Below are 26,362 nucleotides of genomic sequence, written 5' to 3' on the forward strand. Positions count from 1 at the left end.
CGCAGCCCCCATGGAAAAATCACCCGCCGAAGACCCCAGCAAAGCCGGCAAAACCGAAGAGCAGCACGCCGAAACCAACGTTCCGAAGAGTGGCGAGCGCCCCGACCAAGGCGCTGCCCCTACCAACGATCATTACCGGCCCGACCCCCAAGGAGATCGTGATGAGAGCCGCATTCCGGCCCCGGAAGTAGCATTTGCCAAGTACGTTCATCCGGTGTTGGCGCAGCCCGTGGACAAGCTGACGGGCCTCAAGCTGGAAGCCCGCGCGAAGGTGGCCGCCGGCATTACGGCCGTGGTGAAGTCGATGGAGTTTAGCTGGACGGAAGGCGGCCTTACCCGCGGCACCAAGGGGCTGCTCAACATGAACCAAAAGGACGGCTTCGACTGCTCGAGCTGCGCCTGGCCCGACCCCGACGATCATCGCTCTATCGCTGAGTTTTGCGAAAACGGCGCCAAAGCCACCGCTTCCGATGCCGACGACAAAGCCGCGGGTCCGGAGTTTTTTGCCCGGCACAGCCTGGCTGAGCTTTCGCGCATGAGCGACCGCGACCAAAACAACGCGGGTCGCCTGACGCATCCTATGGTGAAGCGCCCCGGCGACAACCATTACTCGCCCATTGCCTGGTCGGATGCTTTCCAACTCGTCGCCGACAACCTGAACGCGCTGGATTCGCCCCACGAGGCCGTGTTTTATACCTCGGGCAAAGTACCCAACGAGCCGGCATTCCTGTTTCAGTTGTTTGCTAAGATGTTCGGGACCAATAACTTACCCGATTGCTCCAACATGTGCCATGAGAGCAGCGGCGCGGCCCTCAGCCCTACGCTGGGCTTGGGCAAAGGGTCGGTTACGCTCAACGACATTTACGATGCCGAGGTCATTCTCATCATCGGGCAGAACCCCGGCACCAACCATCCGCGCATGCTCACGGCTTTGCAGAAGGCCAAGCGCAACGGTGCTAAAATCATCAGCGTCAATCCGTTGCTGGAGGCAGGACTCAACCACTTCCGCAATCCGCAGGATTTCATGAATCCGCTGCGGGCGCTGGGCGCTCTGATGGGCGACGGCACGCCGATCACCGATGTGTTTTTGCAAGTGCGCGTAGACGGCGACATGGCCCTGCTACGCGGCATCATGAAGCACCTCTTCGAAGCCGAAGACCTGAACCCCGGCCACGTAATCGATCAGGTGTTTATCAAAGAGTTCACGACGGGCTTTGAGTCGTTTGAGCAGAACATCCGCAATACGTCTTGGGAAGACATTGAAGAGCTCAGCGGCATTACGCGGGCGCAGTTGCTGGAAGCTGCTAACCTGATCGCGACCAAGCAAAAGATCATTACCTGCTGGGCCATGGGCGTGACCCAGCAGCGCCAAGGCGTACAGACGATCCAAGAGATTGTGAATCTGCACCTTATGAAGGGCGCCATCGGCAAGCCCGGTGCGGGTACCTGCCCCGTGCGCGGTCACTCCAACGTGCAGGGCGACCGCACGATGGGCGTGTGGGAGCAGCCTACCAAAGAATTTCAGGATGCCTTGGCCAAGGAGTTTCACTTCACGCCGCCCTACGAGCACGGCCTGGATACAGTCGAGGCCATCAAGGCCATGTACAAGGGCAAAACCAAGGTCTTCTTTAGCCTCGGTGGCAACCTGCTGGCCGCCGGCCCCGATACCGAAGTCATTGCCGAAGGCATGCGCAAGCAGAAGCTGACCGTGTTTGTGGGCACCAAGCTTAACCGCGGCCACCTCACCACGGGCGAAACCAGTCTGCTCTTGCCCTGCTTTACGCACGCCGACATCGACATGCAAAAGTCAGGACACCAGATGACGTCCTGCGAGAACTCGATGGGCGTCGTGAGCCAGAACAAAGGCGTGCTGGTGCCGTTGGCCGGCCAGATGATGAGCGAAGTGGCCATCATCAGCGGCGTGGCCATTGCTACGTTGGGCGAACGGACGAATATCGCCGACTGGGTAGCCATGACGGAAAACTACGACGTCATCCGCGACCACATCAGCCGCGTGATTCCGGGCTTCGACAACTTCAACGAGAAGCTGCGCAAGCCCGGCGGCTTCTACCTGCCCAACGGTCCGCGCGAACGCAAGTTCACCACCAAAAACGGTATGGCAAACTTCACCACCACCGAGCTAGAAAAGTACAAGCTTGAGCCCGATCAGCTCGTGCTGATGACCGTCCGCAGCCACGACCAGTTCAACACGACCATTTACGAGTACAACGACCGCTACCGCGGCATCCACGGCGAGCGCCGCGTGCTGTTCATGAATGAGCAGGACATGGCTGCGCGCGGCATCAAGAGCCGGGACCTGATCGACATCACCAGCCACTTCGAAGGCGATCAGCGCACCGTGCTCAAGTTTGTGGCCGTACCCTACGACATCCCGAAGGGCAACGTGGCAGCCTACTTCCCCGAGGCCAACCCGCTCGTGCCCGTGGCCAGCGTGGCCAAAACCAGCAACACGCCCACCTCGAAGTATGTGGTCGTGACGGTGGTGCCCACGCGAGCCGCTACCGCCGAAGCCGAAGCCAAACGCCGAGGCTTGGCTGTTGAAGCATAAGTGCTTGACAATAAATAATTTACGTAAAAGCCCGTCTGTGTACAACAGACGGGCTTTTACGTGCTTGCGTGTTAAGGAGTGCAGACTAGCGTTTGACGTTTAAGAGGCTTACAGCCAACGTCTTGTGGTGTGTTTGTAATCCCGGTACTGTTGGCCGAACGCTTGTTCCAAGTAATGCTCCTCGTGTTTGATAACGAACTCCTGCACGATGAGGATTAGGAGGGGCAACAAAATCAAGTGCCACCACCCACCCACCAGGCAGGCCAGGCCTGCATACAGCAGCAGCAGGGCGAGATACATCGGGTTGCGCGTCAGATGATACACGCCGGTAGTCTGAAGGGAGTTGGCGCGGTGTACGGTTACGACTGTGTTATGGGTTCGCTGGAACTGCGTAACAGCCGAGACGAGTAGCGCAAAGGCAGCAATACAAAAGGCCCCGCCCAGCACCTTCACCGACATGTGCTGCCACAGGGCATCATCGAGCGGCAGCAGCCAGCGCTGGAGCAGAAAGGCCGCCAAAAAGATCAGGACGTACAGGAAGGGCGGCGGCACCACTACTCCCGGACTGTCCTTGTGGATGAAACTGGATTTCATGGGTGAAGTGTTTAGGAGTGACCGGAAACGTACAGGATGTTTGTTGGTGTAATGTGTTGATTATAATATAGTTAAATACAACTCCAGATGCAAGCCTGAGCCGGATTTTGGCGCTGGAATAGTCTGTCTGTCTCAGGATAATGGGGTAAAGCAAAGCTGGTCTGCAAGCGCCAGAAGTGGGTTCCCACGGAGTTGGATTTCGTCGGTGGGTGGCAACCGGAGCAAAAAGAAGAATTAGGAAGTAGTTTTCTCCGTCATTACCTTACCTATGCGGAAAGTAACGTGCTATCCGTCAGTACTCTACCTAACCCTCCCTTTCCACTGTCTCATGAAAAAAACTCTGCTTTTCCTGCTGACCAGCGCCTTGCTGGCCACTTCGGCTACGGCCCAGAAAAAGCCCATGGTAAAATCCGTTGGCGCTATTGACGCCCGCTCCCAGGCGGCCACCTACAAGCTTCAGCCTCAGCTAAGCACGCTGGGCTGGGTGGGCAAAAAGGTAACCGGCCAGCACACCGGCACCATGCAGTTCAAGGAGGGCAGTGTGCTGGTAAAAGGCAATCAGGTGACGGGCGGCACGTTTGTGGTGGATATGACCACGGTGAAAGACGAAGACCTCACCGACGCCGGCATGAATGCCAAACTGGTGGGCCACCTCAAGTCCGACGATTTCTTCAGCGTGGAAAAGAATCCGACCTCTACATTCAAAATCACCAGCATCGCCCCGATTGCAGGAGCCGCGGCCGACGCCAACAACATGACCGTGACCGGCGATCTGACCATCAAAGGCATTACCAATAGCATCACGTTTCCGGCGAAGGTGGGCGTGAAAAACGGCATTGCGGCTGCCAGCGGCACCGCCACTGTCGATCGCACCAAATACGACATCAAGTTCCGCTCCACATCGTTCTTCGAAAGCCTCGGCGACAAGGCCATCGACAATGATTTTACGCTGAATTTCAACGTGATTGCTAAGCAGGACGCAGTAGCAAAGCAATAGCCGATCGGCCCAAAATCAGGATAAACGAAAGCCCCGGCACTTACCAGTGTCGGGGCTTTTGCTTGGTGGCGCGGGGCGTAGCAGCCTAGAAGGGATACCCGATCGCGATGTTGAGCTTAATGACTTTGTAGCCCGTCTTGTTGGCCGAGTAGATGATCGACGGGTCGCCGGGATTGGTGCCGGGGACTTCCAGTGACTCGTTGCTGTACGGATACACCAGCGGGTAGGCCGCGTCGAGGCGAATGACGAAGAACTGCACGTCGATGCGGATGCCCGCGCCGGCCCCGATGGCCAACTGTTTCAGGAACGTATTGAATCGGAACTGGCCATCCTGAAAATCGCGGACGGGCTGGCCGTTTTCGCCTTTCACGTAGGTAGCCCGGCTGGGGTCGGCGTTGACCAGCCAGATGTTGCCCGCGTCCACAAACAAGGCGCCCTTCACGTACGGAAACAGGTCTTGGCGGTATTCGGCGTTGGCCTCCAACCGGATGTCGCCTACTTGGTCGTAGAAGCCGTTTTGCTGGCTATCGGGCGTGCGGTAGGTGCCGGGGCCAATGCCGCGGGCGTTGAAGGCCCGCACACTGTTGGGTCCGCCGATGCCGTACTGTTTCAGGTAGGGCAGCACGTTGGAGTTCTGGTAGGGCAAGCCCACGCCCACCAGCAGGCGCGTGGCGATCTTGTTGCCGCTGGTTGGGTTGACCGAAGTGCGGTAATAGTTGCGGAACTCCAGATCGAACTTCGTGTACTGCGAGTACTCCTGCCCAAAGAGCGCGTAGGCTCCGGTATCGGTCTTTTTGGCGCCGCTCAGGCTTTGCAAGGCGTGGGCCACGTTGCCCGACAACGACACGCCGCCGCTGAAGTACATCTGGTTGCGGCGCTGCTCCAGCACTTGCTGGTTGTAGGTGTAGGTATAGCTGCTGCCCAGAATGAACTGCTGTCGGAAGCTGTTGGCTAGAAACGGCCGCGCCGCCAACAAATCCTTAAATACCTTTTCCTGGTTGCTTAGTCTAAGATATTGTAAGTCAATGGGTTGCAATTGCTGCTCATTGGTGAGCTTGGTCTTCCAGCTGTAGCCGTAGCCCAGGTTGAAGATGTCTTCCTGAAAGTATTTGGTGCGCAGCACGTACTTGTAGCCCGCATTGAAAAACGTCCGCGGCTGGAAGTCGGAGTTAACCAGCCGGATGTCGAAAGGCGGAGTAATGAGCCGCGGTACAAGCAATTGACCGTCAATGCCATACTGCGTCGAGGTAACGCCCGATAGCGCGCCTTTGCCGGTTTCCAGCGAAGCGTTGGCGTTGATCAGCAACTGCTCGGCTCCGCGCAGCGCCGAGCGGTTGCGAAATTGCACCACAAAGGCCGGCCCCGTGAAGATGTTGGACGTATTCATCTGCAACTCGGCCCGCAGCGACTTCTTGGGCACCTGCGTCATGCGCACGGTGGCGTTGAGGTGCCCGTAACCCGCCGAGTCGGGGAGATTGCGGGCCGGGCGGAAGCGGGTGTCCACAAACTTGAACGTGCCCAGGCTCATCAGACGGCTCAGCGTCTGGTCGGCGCGGCGGCGGCGGTAGAGGCTGTCGGGGTAGATGAAAACGGCGTTGGTAATGGCCCGCGCCCGAAACACCTGCTCGTCAGGCACATAGCGATAGCCCCGAAACATAACCGGACGAGTTGTTTCGGTGGTGTCCGAGAGCGAATATTGCGTGTTGAGCGTCACGCGGTTGAGCACGTAAGGCTTCGCCGCCCGCGGCGGAATGGTTTCTTTTACCTTCAGATACACATTGGCTTCGTTGTCGAGCGTGCTATCTACTTGAAACAGAAGGTAATCGGGCGAGAAATAATAATAGCCTTGGTTTTTGAGTGCCGCATCGATGCGAACGCGCTCATTTACAAAGGTTTGCAGATTATAGGGGTCGCCCACCTTCAGCAACGAGCCCGACTCGGTGGCCTTGATGGCCCGCGCCAGCAAGCCCGTCGAATCCGGAAAATGGATTTCCTTGATGGTGTAGGGCTTATGTACTGTAGCCGTGTAGTCGACGGACGCGGTGTTAGCCTTCACTTTTACCTCGCTGCTAACTTTCGGATGGAAGTACCCGCTGTTGTTCAGCCGGTTAGCCATCAAATCCTGAACTTTCGCCGTGTCTACTTTGCTGAGCAACACTGGCGCTTCGCCGTATTTATCGGCCAGCAAGTGGCCCAACCCTTTGGTTTTGCCCTCGCCCATGTGCCAGAAATACAGCTTCGGCCGCATCCCCAAAATCGAGCTGTTGGGCTTGGGCGTAATTACCGCTTCCAGGGTAGCCGTCAGCACCGACTCGTTCGGGATCGAGCTCTGCGACTTGACTTTTACGGCGCCGCCGGTGTAGAGCTTATCGCCTTCCGGAATAAACTTGGTACCGCTGCAACTTCCTGCTAATAAAGCGATTGTGAGGCCAACTCCGCGAAGCAGCCAAGCGGAGCTATACAACGACTTGCCCCAGAGCATCTCGCTCCTCGGGGCCTCGCGGCGCGGAGCGAGAGGGGTGAGGTCCAGGCGTCGGAATCGTAACATATTAGGTAACTAAGTGGTTGTCAATTATTTATCTAAAGCCTGCGTATTTGCTCTTAGCGCCCCGAAGTGGTGGGGCGGCGTGCTACGCGGGTCGAGTCGCGGCGGGGCGCTTCGGTCACGGTTTTGACGGAATCTTGGGCGGCTTGCTTGTCCTGCTTGTCGCGCTGCTTGCCCTCTTTGCGCTCGGTTTTCAGGTTTTTGTCGATGCCCTTAAACAAGTCGGCTAGGTTCTGGTAATCGCGCTGGAAAATGAGCGATGCCCCGTTGCGTACGTACTGCCCGTCGATGTCGCCGTAAGCGTTGTTGCGGTAGGCGCGCAGGCGCAGGCGGCCGTTGGCCAGAATGTCGTATTCCACGCTCACGTCGCCGGCAAAGCTGCTGATGCTTTGCTGCCCGCTGGAGGCTTGGTTGCCGCCGGCCAGCGGTACGTCGGTGCCCAGGCGCACGGTGACGCGGTCGTTGAACAGCTGCCGCCGCACGGCCACATTCAGGTCGGTCCGCGTTTTTTCGGAGCCAGAGGAGAAGTCAGCCTGCGAATTCACGCCCAGTTCCACGCCCAGGTTGGAAAGGTAACTGCCCGTGAGCTTATTAAGCTGACTGGTAAGCACTTGGCTAGCGCTGCCGCGAAGCTGCTCGTTTACAATGCTGCCGCCGCTCGACTCGAATGGGTTTTCAGCCAGGAATCGGTTCAGCACCAGCAGCGAGAACACTTGCTTGTTGAGGGCATCGACTTGGCTGGGCTCGCGTAGCTGCGCCAGGCGGGCCTCGATCTGGTTGCGCACGTTAGAACGGGCTTCTTCCGGCAACCGGATGTCGAAGCTAATCAGGGGTTTGAGCAGATCACCATCCACGTTCAGGTACACCTGGAAAGGCAGCGTATTGCGCACCGTGGGGTCGTCGATGGTAGTGCCCTGGCCCGACAGCAGCTCAGCCGGCGCCGCGCGCACCTTGTAAATAGCCGATACGTCGACCTGGGCATTGTAGGGGTCGCCGGACCACGTAATGGTGCTACCCTTGGCAATGTCGAAATCACGCTCAGTCAGGTCGTAGAGTGACATGTGGTAGTGGCCCTGCTCCACGGCAAGGCGGCCGCTGAGCGTAATAGAGCCCGCCTGATCGATGCTGGTGCTCAGCGTGCCGTTGGCCTGCACCTTCAGGTTATCGCCCGACGTCTGATCGACAATGATGGTGAACGGCGTCGCGTCCGTGACCGTTATGGTCGCGCTTACATTATAGCCGCTGGCCGCCTGGGCAGTCAGCTTGGTTTTGCGCGCCAACATGGTATCGAGCGGCGCGCTCATATCCACAAACTCCACGATACCGGTGCTTTCCACGCGGCCCACATCGTCGTTGGGTACTACCACCGTCAGGTCTGAAGGCTTCACCACGGTGGCCGTCGTGCGGATCACGGGCAAGTTGAGCGTACCCGAAATGCGGGTATCGGAATCGACCACCAACTTGCCGTAGTACAAGGGGTTATCGCGCGCGGTGCTCTGCACGGCAATGAAATCTTTGGTAATGGCCCGCAGCTGGAAGCGGTAGTCGTCGATGTAGTTTTTGGTGTAGACGTAGCCATTTACAATAGCCTTGTTTTGCAGCGAATCCAGAATCGTAAAGTCCCGGAACGCAATGCCTTGCTCGTCAAACGTCAGGCTTTCGTTGGGTAGGGTAAAGGGCGCGCCGAGCTGCGTGAGCGTGAAGCCCGCGTCGTTGGTTTGTATGCTGCCCCGGATCTGGGGAGCCGCAGTCGTGCCGCGCACCGTAAGCGCACCGCTTAGGTAACCCTTGGTTTGCTGAAGCTGGCCGGCCGAGAAGGGTTCGGCCGTGCTCAGGTTAAAGCGGTTCAGATTCACGACCATGTCGAGGGCGCCGCTAGCCAAATACGAGCCGGTCGCCCGCACATCGTTGTTGTTGGGGCCGCCAGTCAGGCGTGCATCCACGAGGTAGCGGTCGGCAGAAGGGTTGGTGGCTTTGAGCGCTACATCGCCGATGACCGATTTGTTGTAGGCTAAGTTGCTCAGCATCAGATCGGAAGTAAAGGCCATGCGCGGCTGCCCGATGGCCCGCACCACGGCCTGCCCGTTGAGCGTACCGCCATACAAGGAATCTTGCTGACCCGCGGCGGTGGCCAGCATGTTGAGGTCGAGGTTGCCGAGGCGGGCTTGCAAGGGGTAATCGGCGCCGGGCAAGGTTTGCAGTTCGATAAACTGACTGCCTTGGCTCAAGCGCACGTTCTGCGCCCGAATCGCTCCGGTTGGCAGGGTGTAGGCGATCTGGTTGCCGGGCGCTACCGTCCAGTTCATGTTGTTGACTACCAGCTTCGGATCGAAGCTGAACGCATATGTATTGCCCTGATTCAGAACCTGTAACACGCCCGCCAGGTCAAGCTTCGTGGCGCTGTCCGACTCGGCAATGCGCAGGTGCGTGCCCACGCGGTTATTCTGAATATTGCCCGTCAGACTTGGGTTGGGCAGGCGTAGCGTCGTGTCCTGCGAAGCTTGCCGCAGCCGCACAGCATACTCCAGCTTCTGCGGATCGGAGTCGACGTTGAGGCGCAGCGAATCGAGGCGGTAGCCGGTGTACACAATCAGCGGCACCCGCGATTGCACCGTAAGGTTGGCCGCGCGGCTGTCGAAGCTGCCATTCAGGACGAAAGGCGAAAGCTCCGTGAGGCCCGGAACGAGTTTTGTAATAGTTTGTGTATTAAGTACTTGCGCGTCGAAGGTAAAGTTGCGCGCGGGCCCACCCGGTTGGTAGCGCACGCCGGGCAGGTCGAAGTAGCGATCGATGTGTTGTTGCAATACGGTGGCCACGTCGCCCAGCGGCGTATTGCCGGCAAGGTTGGCTTTCACCAGATTGGAGTTGAACACCAGTTCCGTACGGCCCGGTCGCTGCACAATGCTGCCCTGCACCGAGTCGATGGCAATGGGCTGGTTATCACGCACAATCACGAGCTTATTGCCCGAAAAAGTACCGTTTATAGAGTTGGCGTCGGCCCCGCTCAGGTCGGCTACGAGGTTACCCTGTACCCGCAAGTCGCCGCCGGTATAGAAGCCCAGCTTGGTTAGGTTAGCGCCCTGCAAATTCACGTTGAACGCGTACGCCGGTACATTGGCATTGCGCAGATTCACGGTGCCATCGAGGTTGAAGGCTAGGTTCGGATCGTTCTGGCTGCGCGCTACGATGTCGTATTTGTTGCGGTCGATGTCAACCGTCGCGTTGATATCCTGATAGGTATATCCTTGGTAGCGAGCGCTTTGCACAGTAGCCACCAGGCGCCCCTGCATTGTGGCTGGGTCGAGACCGCGGGCATTGAGCGTGCCGCTGGTCGTGATGCGGCCGATGGTGGGGTCGCGCAACACCTTGCCCACATCGAAACCCTGCACGTTGAAGCGGGCCGTAACGGGCTCCCGACCGGCCGGACCGGGCTGCATGTTCACCACAGCCGTAGCGTTGCCGAAGCTGGTATTCACCTTCAGGTTGGTGTCAAACACCATCGCCGTTGGCCGGCCACGGAACGTGCCGGAAGCCGCGATGCGGGGCGGTAGGCTGTAACCCGCCGGAATCGTGCCCTTCGGCACCAAGCTGCGAATGTCGGCTTCGGAAGTCGTGAACTGAGCGATGTTCAGGTCGGTGTATAAGCGGCGATCCACTTCGGGCAAGCCCTGAATGCGACCGCTGGCGCGCAATGTAGTATTGCGAAAGCCCACAAAATCAAGGTTTTGCACTCGGAGGTCACCCACGCGGCCGTTCACCCGCCCGCTTACCAGCACCGATTGGTTAGGCCCCGTAGTAAAGGGTGGGGTAGAGGCCAAATCGGGTGCTAAGTACAGAATGTCGCGGAAGCCCAGGCGCACGTCGCGCAGGTCGCCTTCGATGCGCAGATTAGGCAGCTTTTTCACGTCGGCCAAGGCATCGAGGCTTTCGTAGCCCATGGCCAGCGTGCGGCGGATGCGCGTGTGCGGCGTAATCAGGTCGAGGTTGTCGAGGCGGGTTTGCACCGAATCGAACACGACATCCGCCTCGGTGTGGTCAATTTGAAAGCCGCTCTGCTCCTTGCCGGCCAGCTCGTTGATGCGGCCGGTAGTGCGATTTTCGGAGTAAAATAGATTATCAGTGTTGAGTTTTAAATCACTAAAATTTAAGTGATTATAGTCCATGCCGGGCACGCGGGTGCGCTGCTTGGGCTCGTTGAAGTTGTCGAAAACAACGCCCAGCCCGCTCACGTCGGATTTCTTCAGCGTCACGACCCAACTCGTGGGCTGGCCCGTAGCTTTTTCTACCGATTCATTCAGATTGCGTACCGCTTCGGCCGGGTTGACCACGCGCTGCTCGGTGGGCACGTTCTCGTTTTGGGCGTAGGCAAGGCTGCTGTTGCGCAAACGCAACGTATTAAGGTCAATGCGCGAACGGATCAGGTCGATGTTGTCGGCGGTAGCTTCCGCTTGCCCGATGCGGGCGTTGATGTACTGCGCCGACGGGTTGTTGCGGTAAGTCAGGCTCACGGTATCAAGCGTAGCCTTGTTCAGGCCAAACGTGAGCGTAAGCGGCTCAGAGGGCGTGTCCGGCGGCACTTTGGTCTGCGTAATGTTGAAGCCCGAGCGGCGCAGTAACGCATTGTCTATCTTATAGATAGACTTATCCACGTTCACTTCGTCCATGGTCACGGCCAGCTCACCGACGCGGCTTCGCACGTTCATGCCATCGACTTGGTCATTGTAGGTGAGGAAAATATTGGTCAGGCGCAGATCGCCAATGTCGTATTTGAAACCGCCGGTTGTGTCGGCGGGCGTAGAGGTCGTGGTGGCGCCGGCCGTGAAGGCGTTAATGATGTAATCGAAGTTGTAAACGCTGTCGGGCTCGGTGCGCTTGATGTGCACGGTGCCTTCGTTGAGTTCGAGCGAGCTGACGTTGATCTGCGATTTGGTCAGGGCCCATAGGTCGATGTTGACGCCTAAATGACCCACCGACAACAACGTATCGCGCTGCTGGTCTTCGATATAAACGCCATCCAGAGAAATGGCATGCCGGAAGTCGGAACGAAATTTTCCGATGCGAACCTCCGTCCCTATTTTTTTCTGCAAGTATTCTGCTGCTTTGCGAGCGGCAAAATCCTGCGTGGCCGGAAACTGCAAAGCCACTACCACCCCAATGACGAGGAGGAGCACAAAGGCCAGCAAGCCCAGCACGATATAAAGAGTGCGGCGAACGTACGTAGGCAAGGGTATGGGATAAATGGGTTAGCGGGTTCTCTGGAAACCAACGGAAAAACGCGACCTGGGGTTGGATTTGCTGGCAGGGTATTGATAATCAGATGCATAGCAAACGCCTTGATACAGGCGGTATTGCGGCCCCGCGGAAATAGGCGGTAAACTCTGCCGGAAGCTGTGCGTAGGGTGCAGAGGATTGTGGTGCGGTTATTCAGGCAGCAGCGGCTTTGCGGGCGCTGCAAAACGGATTGAGCCGTAGCCGGCTGGCCGGGCTTTCTGCTATCTTTCGTCTCCAATCCGATTGCATTCCCATGATTCTTCGTTTTTCCCTTCCCTTCCGCACCACCTGGGGGCAGCGCCTCGTGGTGTGCGGTTCAGCGGCCAGTTTGGGCTCCTGGAACCTCGACCACGCGCTCAGTCTGCACTACGATTCCGACACGGGCGTCTGGAGTCAGGAAATTACCCTGCCCGACGACGCGCCTGGCACCGTGGACTATAAGTACGTGCTGCTCAACGAGCAAACCGGCAACCAAGACTGGGAGTGGGGCCCCAACCGCACCATCGCCTACGACAGCCGACAGTTTTCGCGGCTGCTGACGGAAGACTTCTGGCGTGCCCCGGCCCAACCCGACAACGAACTTCACACTGCCGCTTTCACGCAGGCCCTGATGGCGCGCCCCACCACGGAAACATCCGTCGCGGCCGTTTCCGACCGTCCGGCGGCGCGCCTGGCCGACTCGGTGGTGCGCTTTCAGCTGGTTGCGCCGCGCGTCGATACCAATCACCAGATTTGCGTGCTCGGCTCCGACCCCGCCTTGGGCGCCTGGGATGCTCGCAAAGCCGTTTTGCTATCCGACAACAACTACCCCACCTGGCAGGCAGACGTGGCGCTGGAGCAGCCCGAGCAATACGTGCAATACAAATACGGTCTCTGGGATCCGCAGGAAAAGCAGATTGTGCAGCTGGAAGGCGGCGACGACCGTTTTATTGCCCCTTCGCAGGAGCCGCACACGCTGCGCATCAAAGCCGACGAAGGCTTCCGCTACACCACCGGCAACTGGCGCGGCGCCGGCGTAGCCTTGCCCGTGTTTTCGCTGCGGAGCCAGCGCGGCCTGGGTGTAGGCGAGTTTCCGGACCTTAAGTTACTGGTTGACTGGGCCGTAAGCACAGGGCTTAAAATGGTGCAAATTCTGCCCATCAACGACACGACCGCCACGCATACCTGGGTCGATTCGTACCCGTACGCGGCCATTTCGGTGTTTGCCCTGCATCCGCTGTACCTCAACCTCGACGCCGTAGCTCAGTTGGCCGAGCCCACCGATCAGGCGGAACTCGAACGGCTGCGCCAGGAGCTCAACGACCGCGACTTCGTGGACTACGAGCCGGTAATGAATGCTAAGTGGTTGTTTATTAAGAAGTTATATAAACAAGAAAAACAAGCGTTTCTGGCCGATCCGGAGTTTAAGCAGTTTCTTAATGAGCAGGGACAGTGGCTGGTGCCGTACGCCGCCTTCTCGGCGTTGCGCGACCGCTTCGGGACGGCCGACTTTCAGCAGTGGCCGCTGGAGTTTCGGGCACCGCGTGGTTTGGAGCAACTCACGGCGCAGGATGGTCCTGATTTTGATGAATTTGGCATCCACTTTTTCACCCAGTTTCACCTCGACAAGCAGCTGCGCGAAGCCGTGGACTACGGCCGGCGCCGGGGCGTAGTGATGAAAGGAGACTTGCCCATCGGCATCTACCGGCACTCCGTCGATGCCTGGACGCAGCCCGAACTTTACCACATGGACCGCCAGGCCGGCGCGCCACCGGATGATTTTTCGACCACCGGCCAGAACTGGCGCTTCCCGACCTACAACTGGGAGCGCATGGCCCAAGACAACTACCAGTGGTGGCGCAACCGCCTGAGCCACTTGGCCCGCTACTTCGACGCCCTGCGCATCGACCATATCCTAGGTTTCTTCCGGATTTGGGAAATCAACGGCGACTCGGTAGAAGGCTTGCTGGCGCACTTCGCGCCCGACCTGCCGCTACACCGCCACGAGATCGAGCAGCGCATCGGCTGGTTCGACTACGACCGCCTGTGCGAGCCCTACATCCGCTGGCATTTGCTGCACGATATTTTTCAGGGCCAAGCCTCGGCCGTGCGCGACGAGTTTCTGGAAGAGCATGACCACGGCGTACTGCGCCTGAAGGACTACGTGCGCTCGCAGCGGCAAATTGAGGAAGTGATAGAACAGAAAATTGCCGCCGATCCCAGCAACGCCGACCATTTTCGGTGGCTGCGGACGGGCTTGTTTAAGCTGGTCAACGAGGTGCTGTTTTTGCCCGCCGGCAACGATTTCTACCATCCGCGCATCACCCTCGACAAGACCTATTCTTTCCGCGAACTCGACGACTCCACGCGGCACCGCCTCCACGAGCTTTACATTGATTTCTTCTACCGCCGCCACGAGGAATTCTGGCGCGAGCAAGGCATGATCAAGCTGCCGGCCATTCGCTACGCCACCAACATGCTCATCTGCGGCGAAGATTTGGGCATGGTGCCCGAATCGGTGCCGGGCGTAATGAAAGCCCTTGGTATTCTGGGGCTTAACATTCAGCGCATGCCCTCCGACCCAAAGGTAGAATTCGGCAACCCGGCCACGGCGCCGTATCTGTCGGTGGTGAGCCCCGGCAGCCACGACATGAGCACGGTGCGCGGCTGGTGGGAAGAAGACCGCGTAAAAACCCAGCGCTACTTCGAGCATCTGCTGGGCCACTGGGGCGAAACCGCACCTTATTACTGCGAGCCGTGGGTGGCCCGCGAAATCACGGCGCAACACCTGTACTCGCCGGCCATGTGGGCCATTTTCCCGCTCCAAGATTTGCTGGCGATGGACGAAACCTTGCGGCGCCCCAACCCGCAGGACGAGCAAATCAACGTGCCGGCCAACCCGCAGCACTTCTGGAAATACCGATTCCACCTGAACCTGGAAGCGCTGATCGGCGAGGCCGGCTTCGGCGGTCAGTTGCGGCAACTCGTCGATAGCAGCGGCCGCAACAAAACGTACTAATTCAACCCTACATAAATGCTTGCGGAATAAGCTCCACCTGGTAGCTTGTTCATACTTAAATCTCAGAAAACGCTCCGGCCCTTTGGTCGGAGCGTTTTTGTTTCAGTGAGTAGGAGAAAGATCGGGCTGGATGAAATCTGACCTTTACTACCGCAAGGTCATTAAGTCGCGGCGATACGATTAGCTGGCGTATCTGCTTGTTCTTTGAAATGTATACTGAACGCTTTGATAGTCGTTACCCGCCCCGCAAGCGGATGGCGGACCTTTGTCTTGTCATTAGCTAGCTGGTGGCGCCAGCGCCAACGGCTTACTGAGGTTATTATTAACTATCGTCGTATAACTAATTGATTAATAATTAGTTATAATCTAATGCCGAATGTTGGGTAAGCACTTCTTATGCTAACTACCGTATCTCTTTCTTATGAGCAACTCTACCAACATCCCCCAGACCCCGGCCAGTACGAAGCGCGCCGCGGCGGAAAACTTCATCGGCACGGCCTGGGTCACGATGCTGGCCGGCGCAAACCTCACTGACTGCACCGTCGGCGACGTGACGTTTGAGCCGGGCGCGCGCAACAACTGGCATTCGCACCCGGCCGGCCAGATTTTGGTCGTGACGGCAGGCGTGGGCTACTACCAAGAGAAAGGCCAGCCGGCCCAGCGGTTGCGCGTCGGCGACGCAGTGACCATCGCGCCCGGCGTGGTACACTGGCATGGTGCGGCCTCCGACAGCCTCTTTACCCACTTGGCCATCAACCCCAACGTCAGCCAAGGGGTAGCCAACTGGCTGGAACCCGTCACGGACGAAGAATACCAAGCCGCGCACGGCTAACAGACGCTCACCTCTGCTGCTGGTCATCTTTTGTGCTTACTCACCTTGGCTTTATGAGGCGTACCCTTCTTCGGGCAGTAGCTTTCACCGCCGTCGAGCCGATGCTATAGGGGCATATAGGCATGGGCCTGCACATCAGGCTGACGGAGGCGCAGCTTCGGCAGATCGTGGCGCTGGACGAGGCAGGCGTCGGGAAGAAGGAGGCGGACGCAGCCTGCGCCGTGCTGGCGAAGGCACCGGATACAGGAAGAAAGTAGTCGTAAATATTTGTGTATGAACAACTTGTGTTATGATTCCTGGCGCTCGCGTATAGGTTTCAATAAGAAGCGGACTGGCCTCGCCATAGTCCGCAGCATCCGCGGTGGCATAGTACTGCTGATTGGCGCAGTTGTGTTAACCCTTTTAGCGCCCGCACCCGCGGCGGCCCAGACCAATGGCCAAGTTGTGCGGCTGGCAAAACTCGACATCTATCCGGCGCAGCTCGAACGCTACAAAGCCGCTTTGCGGGAAGGCATCACCACGGCGTTGCGCGTCGAGCCGGGCGTATTGACACTGTATGCGGTGGTTGAGAAAGACCATCCTACCCGCATCACAATTCTGGAAATATACGCGAGCGAAGAGGCGTACCGAGCGCATGTGCAAACGCCCCACTTTCTCAAGTATAAAACCAGCACCCAGAGCATGATCAAATCCCTGGAGCTCATCGATACCGTTCCCTTGATGCCGGGCGTGAAGGTAAAGTAGCGCTGCTTCCGCTGTCTGCCCGCAATGTACTGTGCCACCAAGCATGCGGTGCGCGTCATCTCCGGAGACCTGCGCCAGCATGAGGGCGTGGACTTCAACGAAATCCTGTGCTGCCCTACCGGTCAGGTCCTGTAAAGCGACCCTTCTACAATTCAGTAAAAGTATTCATGGAGCCTCAACCCAGAACCATATTTGAGCGGGAATTGGCCGGCGAAGTCATTTCACTCGACGACCCGGACTACCCGCAGATTTACGCCATCATCCGCAAGGCTATTCGCATCACTTCGGAGCTGAACGCCATGCGGGTGGACGACAACGAGCAGGTGAACCGCGTGTTCAGCGAGCTGATCAACAAGCCCGTCGACGACACGTTTTTCATGATTCCGCCCTTTTACACCGACTTCGGCCACAACATCCACATCGGCAAGAACGTGTTCGTGAACCACGCTTGCACCTTTATGGATCGGGGTGGTATCGTATTGGAAGACAATGTGTTAGTGGGGCCAAAGGTGAATCTCATCACGTCCAATCACCCTACTGAGCCCGGGCAGCGCCGCAGCACCATCTCTAAGCCCATCATCGTGAAGCGGGGCGCGTGGCTGGGGGCCAACGCAACGGTGATGCCCGGGGTCACCATTGGGGAAAATGCCATCGTGGGAGCTGGCGCGGTCGTGACCAAAGACGTACCCGCCAACAGCATTGTGGCGGGCGTACCGGCGCGGGTAGTGAAACACCTATAGTTCTGGGCAAGTCTCCTTATGAGAGTGTAATTGCTTAACTTTCAAATACTTGTCATGACGCGCTTCGCTCTGCTTACCGCTACGCTAGCCGTTGGAGTTGGCTTGCCCAGCTTTGCCCAAACTATTCCGACAGCATCGCCTGTTGCTAAAACAACTCCGGCGCCAGGCGTCGTCTTTCCGAAGGGTGACCGGGCCCCGGCCCAGAATTTTACCGGCGAGGTGTACGTCTACTTGTTGGTGAAGGACGATCCGGCCTTCAACTGCGTGAGTGGCAACGTGACGTTTGCACCGGGGGCGCGCTCAAACTGGCATACCCACGCAGCCGGCCAGATCCTGATGGTGACGGAGGGCCTGGGCTATTACCAAGAAAAAGGCCAACCCATCCGGCTGCTGCGCAAGGGCGATGTGGTGAAAGCGTTGCCCGGCGTGGAGCATTGGCACGGTGCCTCGCCCAAGCAAGGCATGACGCACATCTCGCTCAACGTCAACACTGAGAAGGGCATTGTGACCTGGGGCCGGCCCGTGACCGACCAAGAATACAACAGTTATAAGTGACTGCCTGCCCCCAACAAACGACCGATGGAAGCAGCGAAACCTTACACAGTCCATTCGCCTCTATGTCTGCAACAAAACTCCGGCTCCCCGCGTCTGTTATAGGCTTACGGCAGCGCCGCCTCTTGGCCAAAGCGCTGAGCAACCCGATGACTAACTCACGTGCTTTTTCCCAGCCGGCCACGGACTTTCCCAGCGGAGACGTCGAAGTGATGACCATGCTGGAAGCCCGGTGCGGCATGGGCAACTTCGACCGCCGCGACCTGTTCAAGGTGGTGCTGGTAGTGGAAGGGGCCAATGAGTTGCACTACACCACCCGCAGCTACGCCGTCAACCAGCCCGCGTTGGTGTTCACCAACCGCCTGATTCCTTACGCGTGGGAAGTAGTTGAGGGCTCCGGCGAACAGCAAGGGTACCTGTGCTGCTTTTCCGAGTCGTTTCTGCACTCGGCTATGCGGGGCGTCAGCCTGAAAGATACGGTGCTCTACAAGGTAGAAGGCAACCCCGTGTACTTCCTTGACCCGGAGCAGGTCCGCTACTTCACCGACGCCTTCACCCGGATGCGGCGGGATTTGGAGTCGGATTACGCCCACAAGGACGATTTGCTGCGCAACCAGCTTTCCATCATCATCCACGAAGCCGCCCGCCTGCAGCCGGCTTCGGCCCAACACGCGCCCGCTAACGCGGCCGAGCGCATCACGTCGTTGTTTCTGAACTTGCTGGAGGTGCAGTTTCCCGTCACGGCGCAGCTACGGGAGCCCGTGCTGAAATCGGCGAGCGACTACGCCGACCGCATGGCTATCCATGTCAACCACCTGAATGCCATGGTGAAAGAAATAACCGGCAAGTCTACCACGGCCCACATCAACGAGCGACTGGTGACGGAAGCCAAGCTGCTGCTAGCTCACACCGACTGGAGTGTAGGCGAAGTGGCCTACAGCTTGGGGTTTGAGTATCCCACGTATTTCAACAACTTCTTCAAGAAGCACACCGGCACTACGCCGCTAACCTTCCGCCGCGCGCATGTAGCGGTCGCATAGCGAGTTAGGAGGAAGGTAACGGTGAGCATAACGGCTGCTTAGCAAGCAGGCCAGCAACTGTCGTCGTCATGGTCAAGCCCGTAAGCAGACCAAACCACACTTGATGGATAATCTCCTTTGCCAAAAGCGCTACCCAAGTGAGTAGCGCTTTTTATTTTAAAGGAAGTTGAACAAAAGCAAGCTTGATAAGGAGAGCTTTATATATCTCATATTATCACTTTGTTAACATAGATTATTCGTATAATCGCTATCACCATTGCCGAAAATCTCATAGCATTCAGTGTAGCGAGGGCTTTTGTCGTTTGGCAGAAGCTGTCGTTCGGCTAGTAATAATTATAGTTTAGACAGAACCTGGAAACCGGGTTTTCTTCGTGCGGTAAGTTTGAAGCATAGTTGAGCTAGGGTATAGTTCAAACTATCCTTTTCAGCACATACTTCACGACACACTTAGTACATGAGAACACGCTTACGATTAGCAAGCTTCTTGCTGGTTTGGTTGGCAGTCGGAACGGCGACTGTGCACGCCGCAACGGCCCCAGCGATTATTACGCCTACTATTACCAACCCCAACCTGCCCGGCAATAACGGCATCACGTTGCTGGTTTCGTCCGTCACGGCTACGCTGTTTAACGATGCCGATGGCAACACAAGCCTATCATCTTATCGTTTTACCACTTTGCCTACGGCAGGGATATTGTATGCTTACAACATCTCAAGTGGCGAAAAGGTAGCCGTTACGTCTACTGCTCAGACGTTCAGCCCTTTTCAGTATCCCAGCATCGCCTACGACCCAGCGACAGTAGCCGCCACTACGACCTATTCCTTTCAGTATCAGGCAACTGACGAAACGGGGCTGACCTCGGCCACGGGCACGTACAACATTCCGGTAACTACCGCGGCACGCGTCAACCAGGTGCCCGCAACCCGCGAGGTGACCAACCAAGTGGTAGCCAAAGGCTTCGGCGCCAGCACTTTGGCGCCGGGCCTGTCTGGCGTGGATACAGACGGCAGCGTTGATACCTACCTGATCACTGCAGTGCCGAATGCTGCCACCGTTGGCGTGCTTCGCATTGGTGCCACCGGAACGCAGCTTGCGGCCAACGCAACGGTTACCGCTGCCGAAGCGGCCCAGCTTACTTTCGATCCGGTGGCTTCGTTCTTTGGTACGGCTATCATTCAATACAAAGCAGTCGACAACAACGGGATCGCGGATGCTACTGCGGCTAACTATGCTATTCCGGTATCCAACGTAGGAAGTACCTTCGGCTCCGTGCTGGATTTCACTACCCGGCCGATAATGGAAGACTGGAGCAGTACTTTGCAGTCGCTCGTGGTCAATGGCACCACCGTTTCGATCAGCAACTACACAGGCAGCGGCCCCGAAACTAACCTGCACATCGAAGACAACCCGACCATGCCCGGCCGGGCGCTCACTTGGACCGCTGACTACATCAACGGCAAAGCTGCAGCGGCGCAAACGGCTAGCGTTACTTTCTCTTTCAGCAAAGCCGTCAGTGGGTTCAGCGCCAGTTTCGGCGATATCGACTTGAGCGCCGGCGCCTGGACCGACCAGCTCATCGTGACCGGGAAGCGGGCCGACGGAACAACCGTGGCTCTTACCGCTGCCAACTTCGCCTTGGGTACGGTGGTTACGTTCAGTGGCAACAATACCCTGACCGGCAATGCGGGCTCTTCGACGGCCGATGACAACACTGTGGTTACGTTTCCCGAGCCAATTGTCAGCGTAACCTTTGCATATGCCAACATTGCGGGAGCGGCCAATCCGGCTCAGCAGCTGATGACTTTTGAGTCATTTGCCTGGTATACGCCAGACGTAGTAACGACGCTTACGGGTCCCGCGCGCGTAAATCCTAACACCGCAGTAACGTACGTTGCCAGCGTCAACAACAACGGCCCTTACACCGCCACCAGCGTCGCCCCAACGGTCCAGCTTATCGCGGGACTGACCAACGTGACCGTCAACGGTGCGGCCGCAGGCGCAAGTTATAGCTCGGCCAGTGGCCTCCTGACGCTGCCTGTCTCGGCTAATATTGCCAGTGGTGCCACCGTCACCTACAACGTAGGTTTCACGATCGGCACGAGTACCGTAACCGGTATTGCCCGTAGCACAGCGACCTCCTCGGACGAAGTGCCAAGCAATAACAACGGCACGCAAAGCGACGCGCAAGTAACCACGGTGGTCAATCAAGTGCCCGTAGCGCAGAATGTTACGGCCCCCACGATGAGCAATACCAATAATGCTACTGCTATTCCGGCGCTGGTTGCTTCTGACCCCGACGGCGACAACACGATTGCCAGCTTTCTGCTGACCAACCTGCCCGCGACCACCCAAGGTGTAGTCACCTACACGCGGGCTGGCGCCACCATAACGCTCGCTGCCGGCAACACTTCCTCCGTTACCAACCGGACGCTGACGCCCGCGGAAATGGCGACTCTGCAATTTGACCCGGCTGCCACCGCCGTAGCAGGCAGCACCCCGTCATTCAACTACGCTGCTACGGATGATCTGGGCTTGTCCTCTGCGGCTGCTACCTACAAGCTTCCGATTGCGGCTACGGGTCTTACGGCTACAGATCTATTTGTTACACAGCAAGTTAACTTAGGACCCTACCAGGTTGGCGATCAAGTGACCTTCACCGTTACGGTCGGCAACACGGGCGTCGCGGCTACGGGGGTGCAAGTAACTGATGCGTTGCCCGCCGGCCTGACCTTCGTGAGCGCTACCCCGTCCACGGGCACCTACGATAACACCACCGGCATCTGGACGATTGTGTCGGGCGTCAACACCTTTGCTAGCGGCAGCAGTGCTACGCTTAGCATTACGGCCACGATCGTGAAGGAAGGCACGTTTACCAACGTTTCGACCATCACGGCAAGCAACCCCGACTCCAACCCTCTTAACAACGAGGCAAGCCAGAAGGTAAACCCCGGCACGGCTGCTTATGCACAGGACTTTGAAGGCCGCACCGCCACGGATTATTGCGAAATCTATACGGGCATGAGCCTGTCGAACACCAGCGTCCTGAGTGACAATAACTCCTTGATCACCAACGCGGTACTTAGCACAACGGCCGCTGGTTACGCCACGCCCCTCCTGCGGATGAGCGGTTCGACTACGGTGACTTTTCTGGCCCGCGTAACTGCTACCACCAACACTGCACGCTACCGCCTCGCGCTGCTAGATGCGGCGGGTACCCGCACGGTACTCACGGCTTTTACCGCTTTTGGCAACACAGCTGCTACGAGCATCACGGCTACCATCAGCCAAGTAGGCGTGTACCGGGTAGAAATTTCTTTTGATGCTCAAACCAACGGCGGAAGCAACGGCACGGCCATTTTAGACGATGTGGCTGTCAGCAATGCTACGGTAGCCACGCAGTCGAAAAACGGCTCGGACTGCACCGCCAACACGTTGCCCGTCGCAAATGATGTGACGTTTCGCATCGCCAACGGCGCCGCTGCCACCACCATCCCTTCACTTGCCGGCACGGATACTGCCCCCGGCGTAATCGACTCATACGTATTCGAGTCGGTACTGGACCCCAACACGCAAGGCTCGCTGACGCTGAATGGTGTGCTGGTGAAAATTGGCCAGATCGTAACGGTTGCCGAAGCAGCTGCGCTAAAGTTTGATCCGGTAGCTGGCTATGTGGGTTCGGCTGCCTTCCAGTTCAGCGCCCTCGACAACAGCAACGAACAGAGCGCCGCTCCGGCCACCTACACCATTTCGGTGGAAAACAGCACAACTATTGCCGGACGCGTGTATGATGACGTAAACTATGGCGGCGGCGCAGGGCGTGATTACGCTACCGCCAATGCCGCGGCTACCGGCTCTGGCTTTACGGCCAACGCCATCAGCCGGAGTGGAGCAGTGCTCGAACTCTATGACCTTGACTCGGGTAAGCTCATCAACACCGTGGCTACCGGCACCGACGGGACCTATACTTTCCCACTTGTAGTAAGCGGCAATTACGACGTTCGTGTCGTCAACTCTACGGTAACTTCTGTGCGCAGCGCCACTGCTGCTGGAGTAGTGCCGGTGCAGACGTATGTAAACGGCGACGTCAACCGGATTGGCGGGGAAAATCCTTTGCTAATCGATGCAGCCCAGAACACCGGAACGCAACTGCTGCCCGCTCTGACCTTGGGCAATCGCACGCCTCAATCGCTTGCCGGTGTTACCATATCCTCGGCGCTCGTTGCCGCCACCAACGTTGATTTCGGCTTTAACTTCGATGCAGTGGTCAATACCAACGACGCGGGCCAGGGATCTCTGCGACAGTTTATTGTCAACGCTAACGCATTGCCTAACAATAACTTAAACCAAGTGGCTTTCAACGGCACCGCGGCGAGTGGCACCACGGCCATCGACCCGGCCGCCGGCGTAGAAACGGCGATCTTCATGCTAAACGATAACCGCACCACGGGCGTCCCAGCAGGCTTGCGCACCGGCGTCACTGCCGCGGGCTATAGCGCCACCACGAAACAGTTTACCATCACCCTGGCTTCGGCTTTGCCAACCCTGATCGATGCCAGTACGGCCATTGACGGCAAGGAGCAAACGGTCGTGACCGGCAACAACGTAGCCGCTGGCGCGGAAACTACTACCGGTCCGGAAGTAGTTATTGACTTCAATTCTTTCAAAGGCCTGGAGATCACGGGCGCTTCTACTCGCATTGCGTCGCTGGGTTTGACAAATGCCAAAGGTGACGGCAGTGTCACGCAAGGTGCGGCCGTGTACGTAAACGGCGCCGCCACGTCGGTAATCACCGACGTGACGGCCACGGGCAACGACACCGGAGGCATTCGCCTGAATGCGGCTACCACTGCTTCGGTGACCAACAATGTCATCTTGGGTACCACCACGCAGAACGTTAGCGCCGACGGCATTCAAGTGTTGGGCGGCACAACTGGGGCCTCCATCACCGGCAATACCCTGAGCAGCAACCGCGGCTACGGCCTCGAATTTATTAGCGGTGCCAACACCAGCAACACGGTGAGCGGCAACATTATCCGAAGCAACGGCGCGGGCATTGCCATCGCAGCAGGCAACGGTAATACGTTCAGCACTAACACGATAGCCGGAAATGCCGGCGACGGCATCGTGGCCCTGAACGGAACTTCCAACAACGTTTTCTCGCAAAATGCGATCAGCACCAACGGGGACTTGGGCATTGACTTATCCGCCACAACCACCGCAACCGGCGACGGCGTGAGCAAGAATGCCGACAGCAAAACGACGACCAGCGGCGCCAACAGCCTGCTCAACTTCCCGATAGTTACGCAAGCCGTAACGAACGCTACCAATCTGGAAATCGCGGGGTATGCCCCGGCCGGCTCGACCATCGAGCTTTTCGTTGCCTCTGCGGATGCTTCTAACTTTGGGGAAGGCTTCACATTTATTACGTCTCAAATCGAGGGCAGCACCAGCGACGGCGCTAAGAACGCCCGCTCGTACAGCGGCCTGATCAACGGCATCGACCAAGGTTCGGAAACCAACGCCAGCGCGTTCTATTTCGTCATTCCCCTGAGCACTCTCTCGGCAGCCCAGCGCGCCGCCCTAACCACAGGCAGCCCCAAAGTGACGGCCACGGCCACGAAATCCGGCACGGGTACTTCCGAATTCTCGGGGCTGACTACCGTCGGCGTAAACAAGCCTCTGCCCGTGGAACTGGCTCTGTTTGAGGTGAAAGCCGCTCGTTTCGACGCCCAGCTAAAGTGGCAAACCGCCACCGAGAAGAACAACGACCACTTCGAGGTAGAGCGCTCTTTCGACGGCATTATGTTTGAAAAAGTAGCCAACGTACGCGGCAACGGTACCACTTCGGAGGTCAGCACCTACGCCTTCACCGATGCCAACGTGGCCCAGAAGCACTTGGGCACGGTGTACTACCGCCTCAAGCAGGTAGAGGCCAGCGGTAGCGCGCAATACAGCCTCGTGCGTACAACCGCCTTCACGCAGCAGCCAGCAGCTTCGGCCGAATTATACCCTAACCCGGCTACTACCACCTCCACGCTTGACTTGGCCTTTTTGCCTGCCGGTACTTACCAGGTAGTGCTCGTCGACATGACTGGCCGCACCGTTAGCAGCAACTCAACGACTGCGGGCCTGCCTTATATCCTCAACGTGCAAGCGTTGCCCAAAGGCACGTACATGGTTATCATCCGCGGCGGGGCCATCAACCTCACCAAACGTCTGGTTAAAGAATAATACCGGATGCGCTTGCTCAAAAAGCCTCTTTCTGACGAAAGAGGCTTTTTGCGTTTAGTAGCAAACTGCCTTTTTATAACACGTTTATAATCAAATGATTGTAAAGTGATGGTCTTTTGATCTATTAAGAGCATGTGCTTGTAGTAAAGCTCACCAGTAACCCATCACGAGCCTAGTTGGGGGCGAGGCCTCCAGATTTAATTCAACCAGCTACGGCTTTTGGCGTTATAGAGAGGCTTACGCTGATTTACTTGCTTGCATGGCTTCTTCTACTTCCCGCCACCGTCCTCAAGACCAACCACTTACCGATTACGATGTGCTGATTGTGGGCGCCGGCAGCGCCGGCCTGAGCGCCGCGCTTACGTTGGGCCGTTGCCTGCGCCGGGTGCTGGTCTGCGACGGCGGCGACCCGCGCAATGCTCCTTCGCCCGCCGTGCACGGCTTCCTGAGCCGCGATGGCATCAAGCCGGCCGAACTGCTGCGCCTCGGCCGCGAGCAATTAGCGCCCTATCCTAGTGTGGAGCTGCGCACGGCGCGCGTGCTGGAAATCAAGCCGTTGGCTTACGGGTTTGAGATAACGGCCGAAACCGAAAACAGTCGCTCCTTTACCATTACTGCCCGTAAAGTGCTGCTGAGCACGGGCGTAGAAGACGAGTTGCCGCCCCTCGATGGCATGCGCGAACTGTGGGGCGTAGGCGTGTTGCATTGCCCGTACTGCCACGGCTGGGAAGTGCGCGACCAGCCGCTGGCCGTGTACGGTCGGGGCAAGGGCGTAACCGGACTGGCCTTGCTCGTCAGTCGGTGGTCGCCGGATGTGGTGGTGTGCACCGACGGCCCCGGTGGCCTCACCGACCACGCCCGGCAACGCTTGGCCCGGCAAAAAATCCAGGTGCGGGAAGAGGTGGTCAAGTGCTTGGAAGGCACCAAAAAGGGTGAGCTTCGGCACATTGTCTTTGAAACAGGCGAGCCGCTGGCCCGCCACGCCTTGTTTGTGCATCCGCACCAACACCAGCGCACGCAGTTTGCCGAGCATCTGGGCTGCCGCATCACGGGCAAGGGTGCCATCTGGATCGATAAGAAGCAGCAAACCAGCCTGCCCGGTCTGTATGCCGCCGGCGATAATACTTCGGGGCTGCAACAAGCACTTTTGGCCGCCGCCGAAGGCTCCAAAGCCGCCATCAACATCAACGAAACCCTCACCCGCGAGGAGTGCCCTAAGTAGTACCAAGAAGATAAAGGGCTACTGCT

General features: G+C 57.9%; 13 protein-coding genes. 10 read left to right on the top strand and 3 right to left on the bottom strand.

Annotated features, from left to right (window positions below):
- Positions 1-10: 10 nt before the first annotated feature.
- Positions 11-2,569 (top strand): FdhF/YdeP family oxidoreductase, encoded by a 2,559-nt coding sequence (locus tag FHG12_RS09550; RefSeq protein ID WP_139515512.1) that lies wholly within the window; start codon positions 11-13, stop codon positions 2,567-2,569.
- 108 nt (positions 2,570-2,677) lie between these two features.
- Here FHG12_RS09550 and FHG12_RS09555 read toward each other — a convergent pair whose 3' ends face one another.
- Positions 2,678-3,163: a methyltransferase family protein gene (locus FHG12_RS09555; RefSeq protein ID WP_139515513.1), complete on the bottom strand. Its 486-nt coding sequence runs from the start codon at positions 3,161-3,163 to the stop codon at positions 2,678-2,680.
- A gap of 328 nt (positions 3,164-3,491) precedes the next feature.
- Between FHG12_RS09555 and FHG12_RS09560 the strand changes: the two genes are divergently transcribed.
- A complete protein-coding gene (locus FHG12_RS09560; protein ID WP_139515514.1) occupies positions 3,492-4,160 on the top strand; it encodes a YceI family protein in 669 nt (222 codons plus the stop codon).
- A gap of 85 nt (positions 4,161-4,245) precedes the next feature.
- On the opposite strand, the gene tamL is transcribed toward FHG12_RS09560, so the two are convergent.
- The gene (tamL, locus tag FHG12_RS09565; RefSeq protein WP_139515515.1) at positions 4,246-6,708 is read right to left on the bottom strand and encodes a translocation and assembly module lipoprotein TamL; all 2,463 of its coding nucleotides are present in this window, start codon (positions 6,706-6,708) and stop codon (positions 4,246-4,248) included.
- 53 nt (positions 6,709-6,761) lie between these two features.
- On the bottom strand, positions 6,762-11,930 hold the full coding sequence (locus FHG12_RS09570) for a translocation/assembly module TamB domain-containing protein (protein ID WP_139515516.1): 5,169 nt from the start codon (positions 11,928-11,930) through the stop codon (positions 6,762-6,764).
- Positions 11,931-12,229: 299 nt separating this feature from the next.
- Here FHG12_RS09570 and FHG12_RS09575 point away from each other — a divergent pair, with 299 nt between their 5' ends.
- From FHG12_RS09575 to FHG12_RS09610, 8 genes are all read left to right on the top strand, one after another.
- The gene (locus FHG12_RS09575; RefSeq protein WP_139515517.1) at positions 12,230-14,974 is read left to right on the top strand and encodes a 4-alpha-glucanotransferase; all 2,745 of its coding nucleotides are present in this window, start codon (positions 12,230-12,232) and stop codon (positions 14,972-14,974) included.
- 421 nt (positions 14,975-15,395) lie between these two features.
- Positions 15,396-15,806: a (R)-mandelonitrile lyase gene (locus tag FHG12_RS09580; protein ID WP_139515518.1), complete on the top strand. Its 411-nt coding sequence runs from the start codon at positions 15,396-15,398 to the stop codon at positions 15,804-15,806.
- A 390-nt stretch (positions 15,807-16,196) separates the two neighbouring features.
- Positions 16,197-16,550 (top strand): putative quinol monooxygenase, encoded by a 354-nt coding sequence (locus FHG12_RS09585; protein ID WP_230471349.1) that lies wholly within the window; start codon positions 16,197-16,199, stop codon positions 16,548-16,550.
- Between the two features lie 167 nt (positions 16,551-16,717).
- Positions 16,718-17,290, top strand: coding sequence for a sugar O-acetyltransferase (locus FHG12_RS09590; RefSeq protein WP_139515520.1), 573 nt, complete (start codon positions 16,718-16,720; stop codon positions 17,288-17,290).
- Positions 17,291-17,344: 54 nt separating this feature from the next.
- Entirely contained in the window at positions 17,345-17,845 is a 501-nt protein-coding gene (locus tag FHG12_RS09595; RefSeq protein WP_139515521.1) for a (R)-mandelonitrile lyase, read from the top strand.
- 62 nt (positions 17,846-17,907) lie between these two features.
- On the top strand, positions 17,908-18,882 hold the full coding sequence (locus FHG12_RS09600) for a helix-turn-helix domain-containing protein (protein WP_139515522.1): 975 nt from the start codon (positions 17,908-17,910) through the stop codon (positions 18,880-18,882).
- Positions 18,883-19,336: 454 nt separating this feature from the next.
- On the top strand, positions 19,337-25,114 hold the full coding sequence (locus tag FHG12_RS09605) for a right-handed parallel beta-helix repeat-containing protein (protein WP_139515523.1): 5,778 nt from the start codon (positions 19,337-19,339) through the stop codon (positions 25,112-25,114).
- Positions 25,115-25,373: 259 nt separating this feature from the next.
- Positions 25,374-26,336: an NAD(P)/FAD-dependent oxidoreductase gene (locus FHG12_RS09610; protein WP_139515524.1), complete on the top strand. Its 963-nt coding sequence runs from the start codon at positions 25,374-25,376 to the stop codon at positions 26,334-26,336.
- Positions 26,337-26,362 lie beyond the last annotated feature (26 nt).

Source organism: Hymenobacter jejuensis, from assembly GCF_006337165.1.
GTDB classification, from domain to species: domain Bacteria; phylum Bacteroidota; class Bacteroidia; order Cytophagales; family Hymenobacteraceae; genus Hymenobacter; species Hymenobacter jejuensis.

Bases quoted from the DNA above. Each gene is read 5' to 3' on its own strand.
- FHG12_RS09580 (WP_139515518.1), top strand. From the start codon at position 15,396: ATGAGCAACTCTACCAACATCCCCCAGACCCCGGCCAGTACGAAGCGC.
- tamL (WP_139515515.1), bottom strand. From the start codon at position 6,708: ATGTTACGATTCCGACGCCTGGACCTCACCCCTCTCGCTCCGCGCCGC.
- FHG12_RS09600 (WP_139515522.1), top strand. From the start codon at position 17,908: ATGTCTGCAACAAAACTCCGGCTCCCCGCGTCTGTTATAGGCTTACGG.
- FHG12_RS09550 (WP_139515512.1), top strand. From the start codon at position 11: ATGGAAAAATCACCCGCCGAAGACCCCAGCAAAGCCGGCAAAACCGAA.
- FHG12_RS09610 (WP_139515524.1), top strand. From the start codon at position 25,374: ATGGCTTCTTCTACTTCCCGCCACCGTCCTCAAGACCAACCACTTACC.
- FHG12_RS09590 (WP_139515520.1), top strand. From the start codon at position 16,718: ATGGAGCCTCAACCCAGAACCATATTTGAGCGGGAATTGGCCGGCGAA.
- FHG12_RS09595 (WP_139515521.1), top strand. From the start codon at position 17,345: ATGACGCGCTTCGCTCTGCTTACCGCTACGCTAGCCGTTGGAGTTGGC.
- FHG12_RS09605 (WP_139515523.1), top strand. From the start codon at position 19,337: ATGAGAACACGCTTACGATTAGCAAGCTTCTTGCTGGTTTGGTTGGCA.
- FHG12_RS09575 (WP_139515517.1), top strand. From the start codon at position 12,230: ATGATTCTTCGTTTTTCCCTTCCCTTCCGCACCACCTGGGGGCAGCGC.
- FHG12_RS09560 (WP_139515514.1), top strand. From the start codon at position 3,492: ATGAAAAAAACTCTGCTTTTCCTGCTGACCAGCGCCTTGCTGGCCACT.
- FHG12_RS09555 (WP_139515513.1), bottom strand. From the start codon at position 3,163: ATGAAATCCAGTTTCATCCACAAGGACAGTCCGGGAGTAGTGGTGCCG.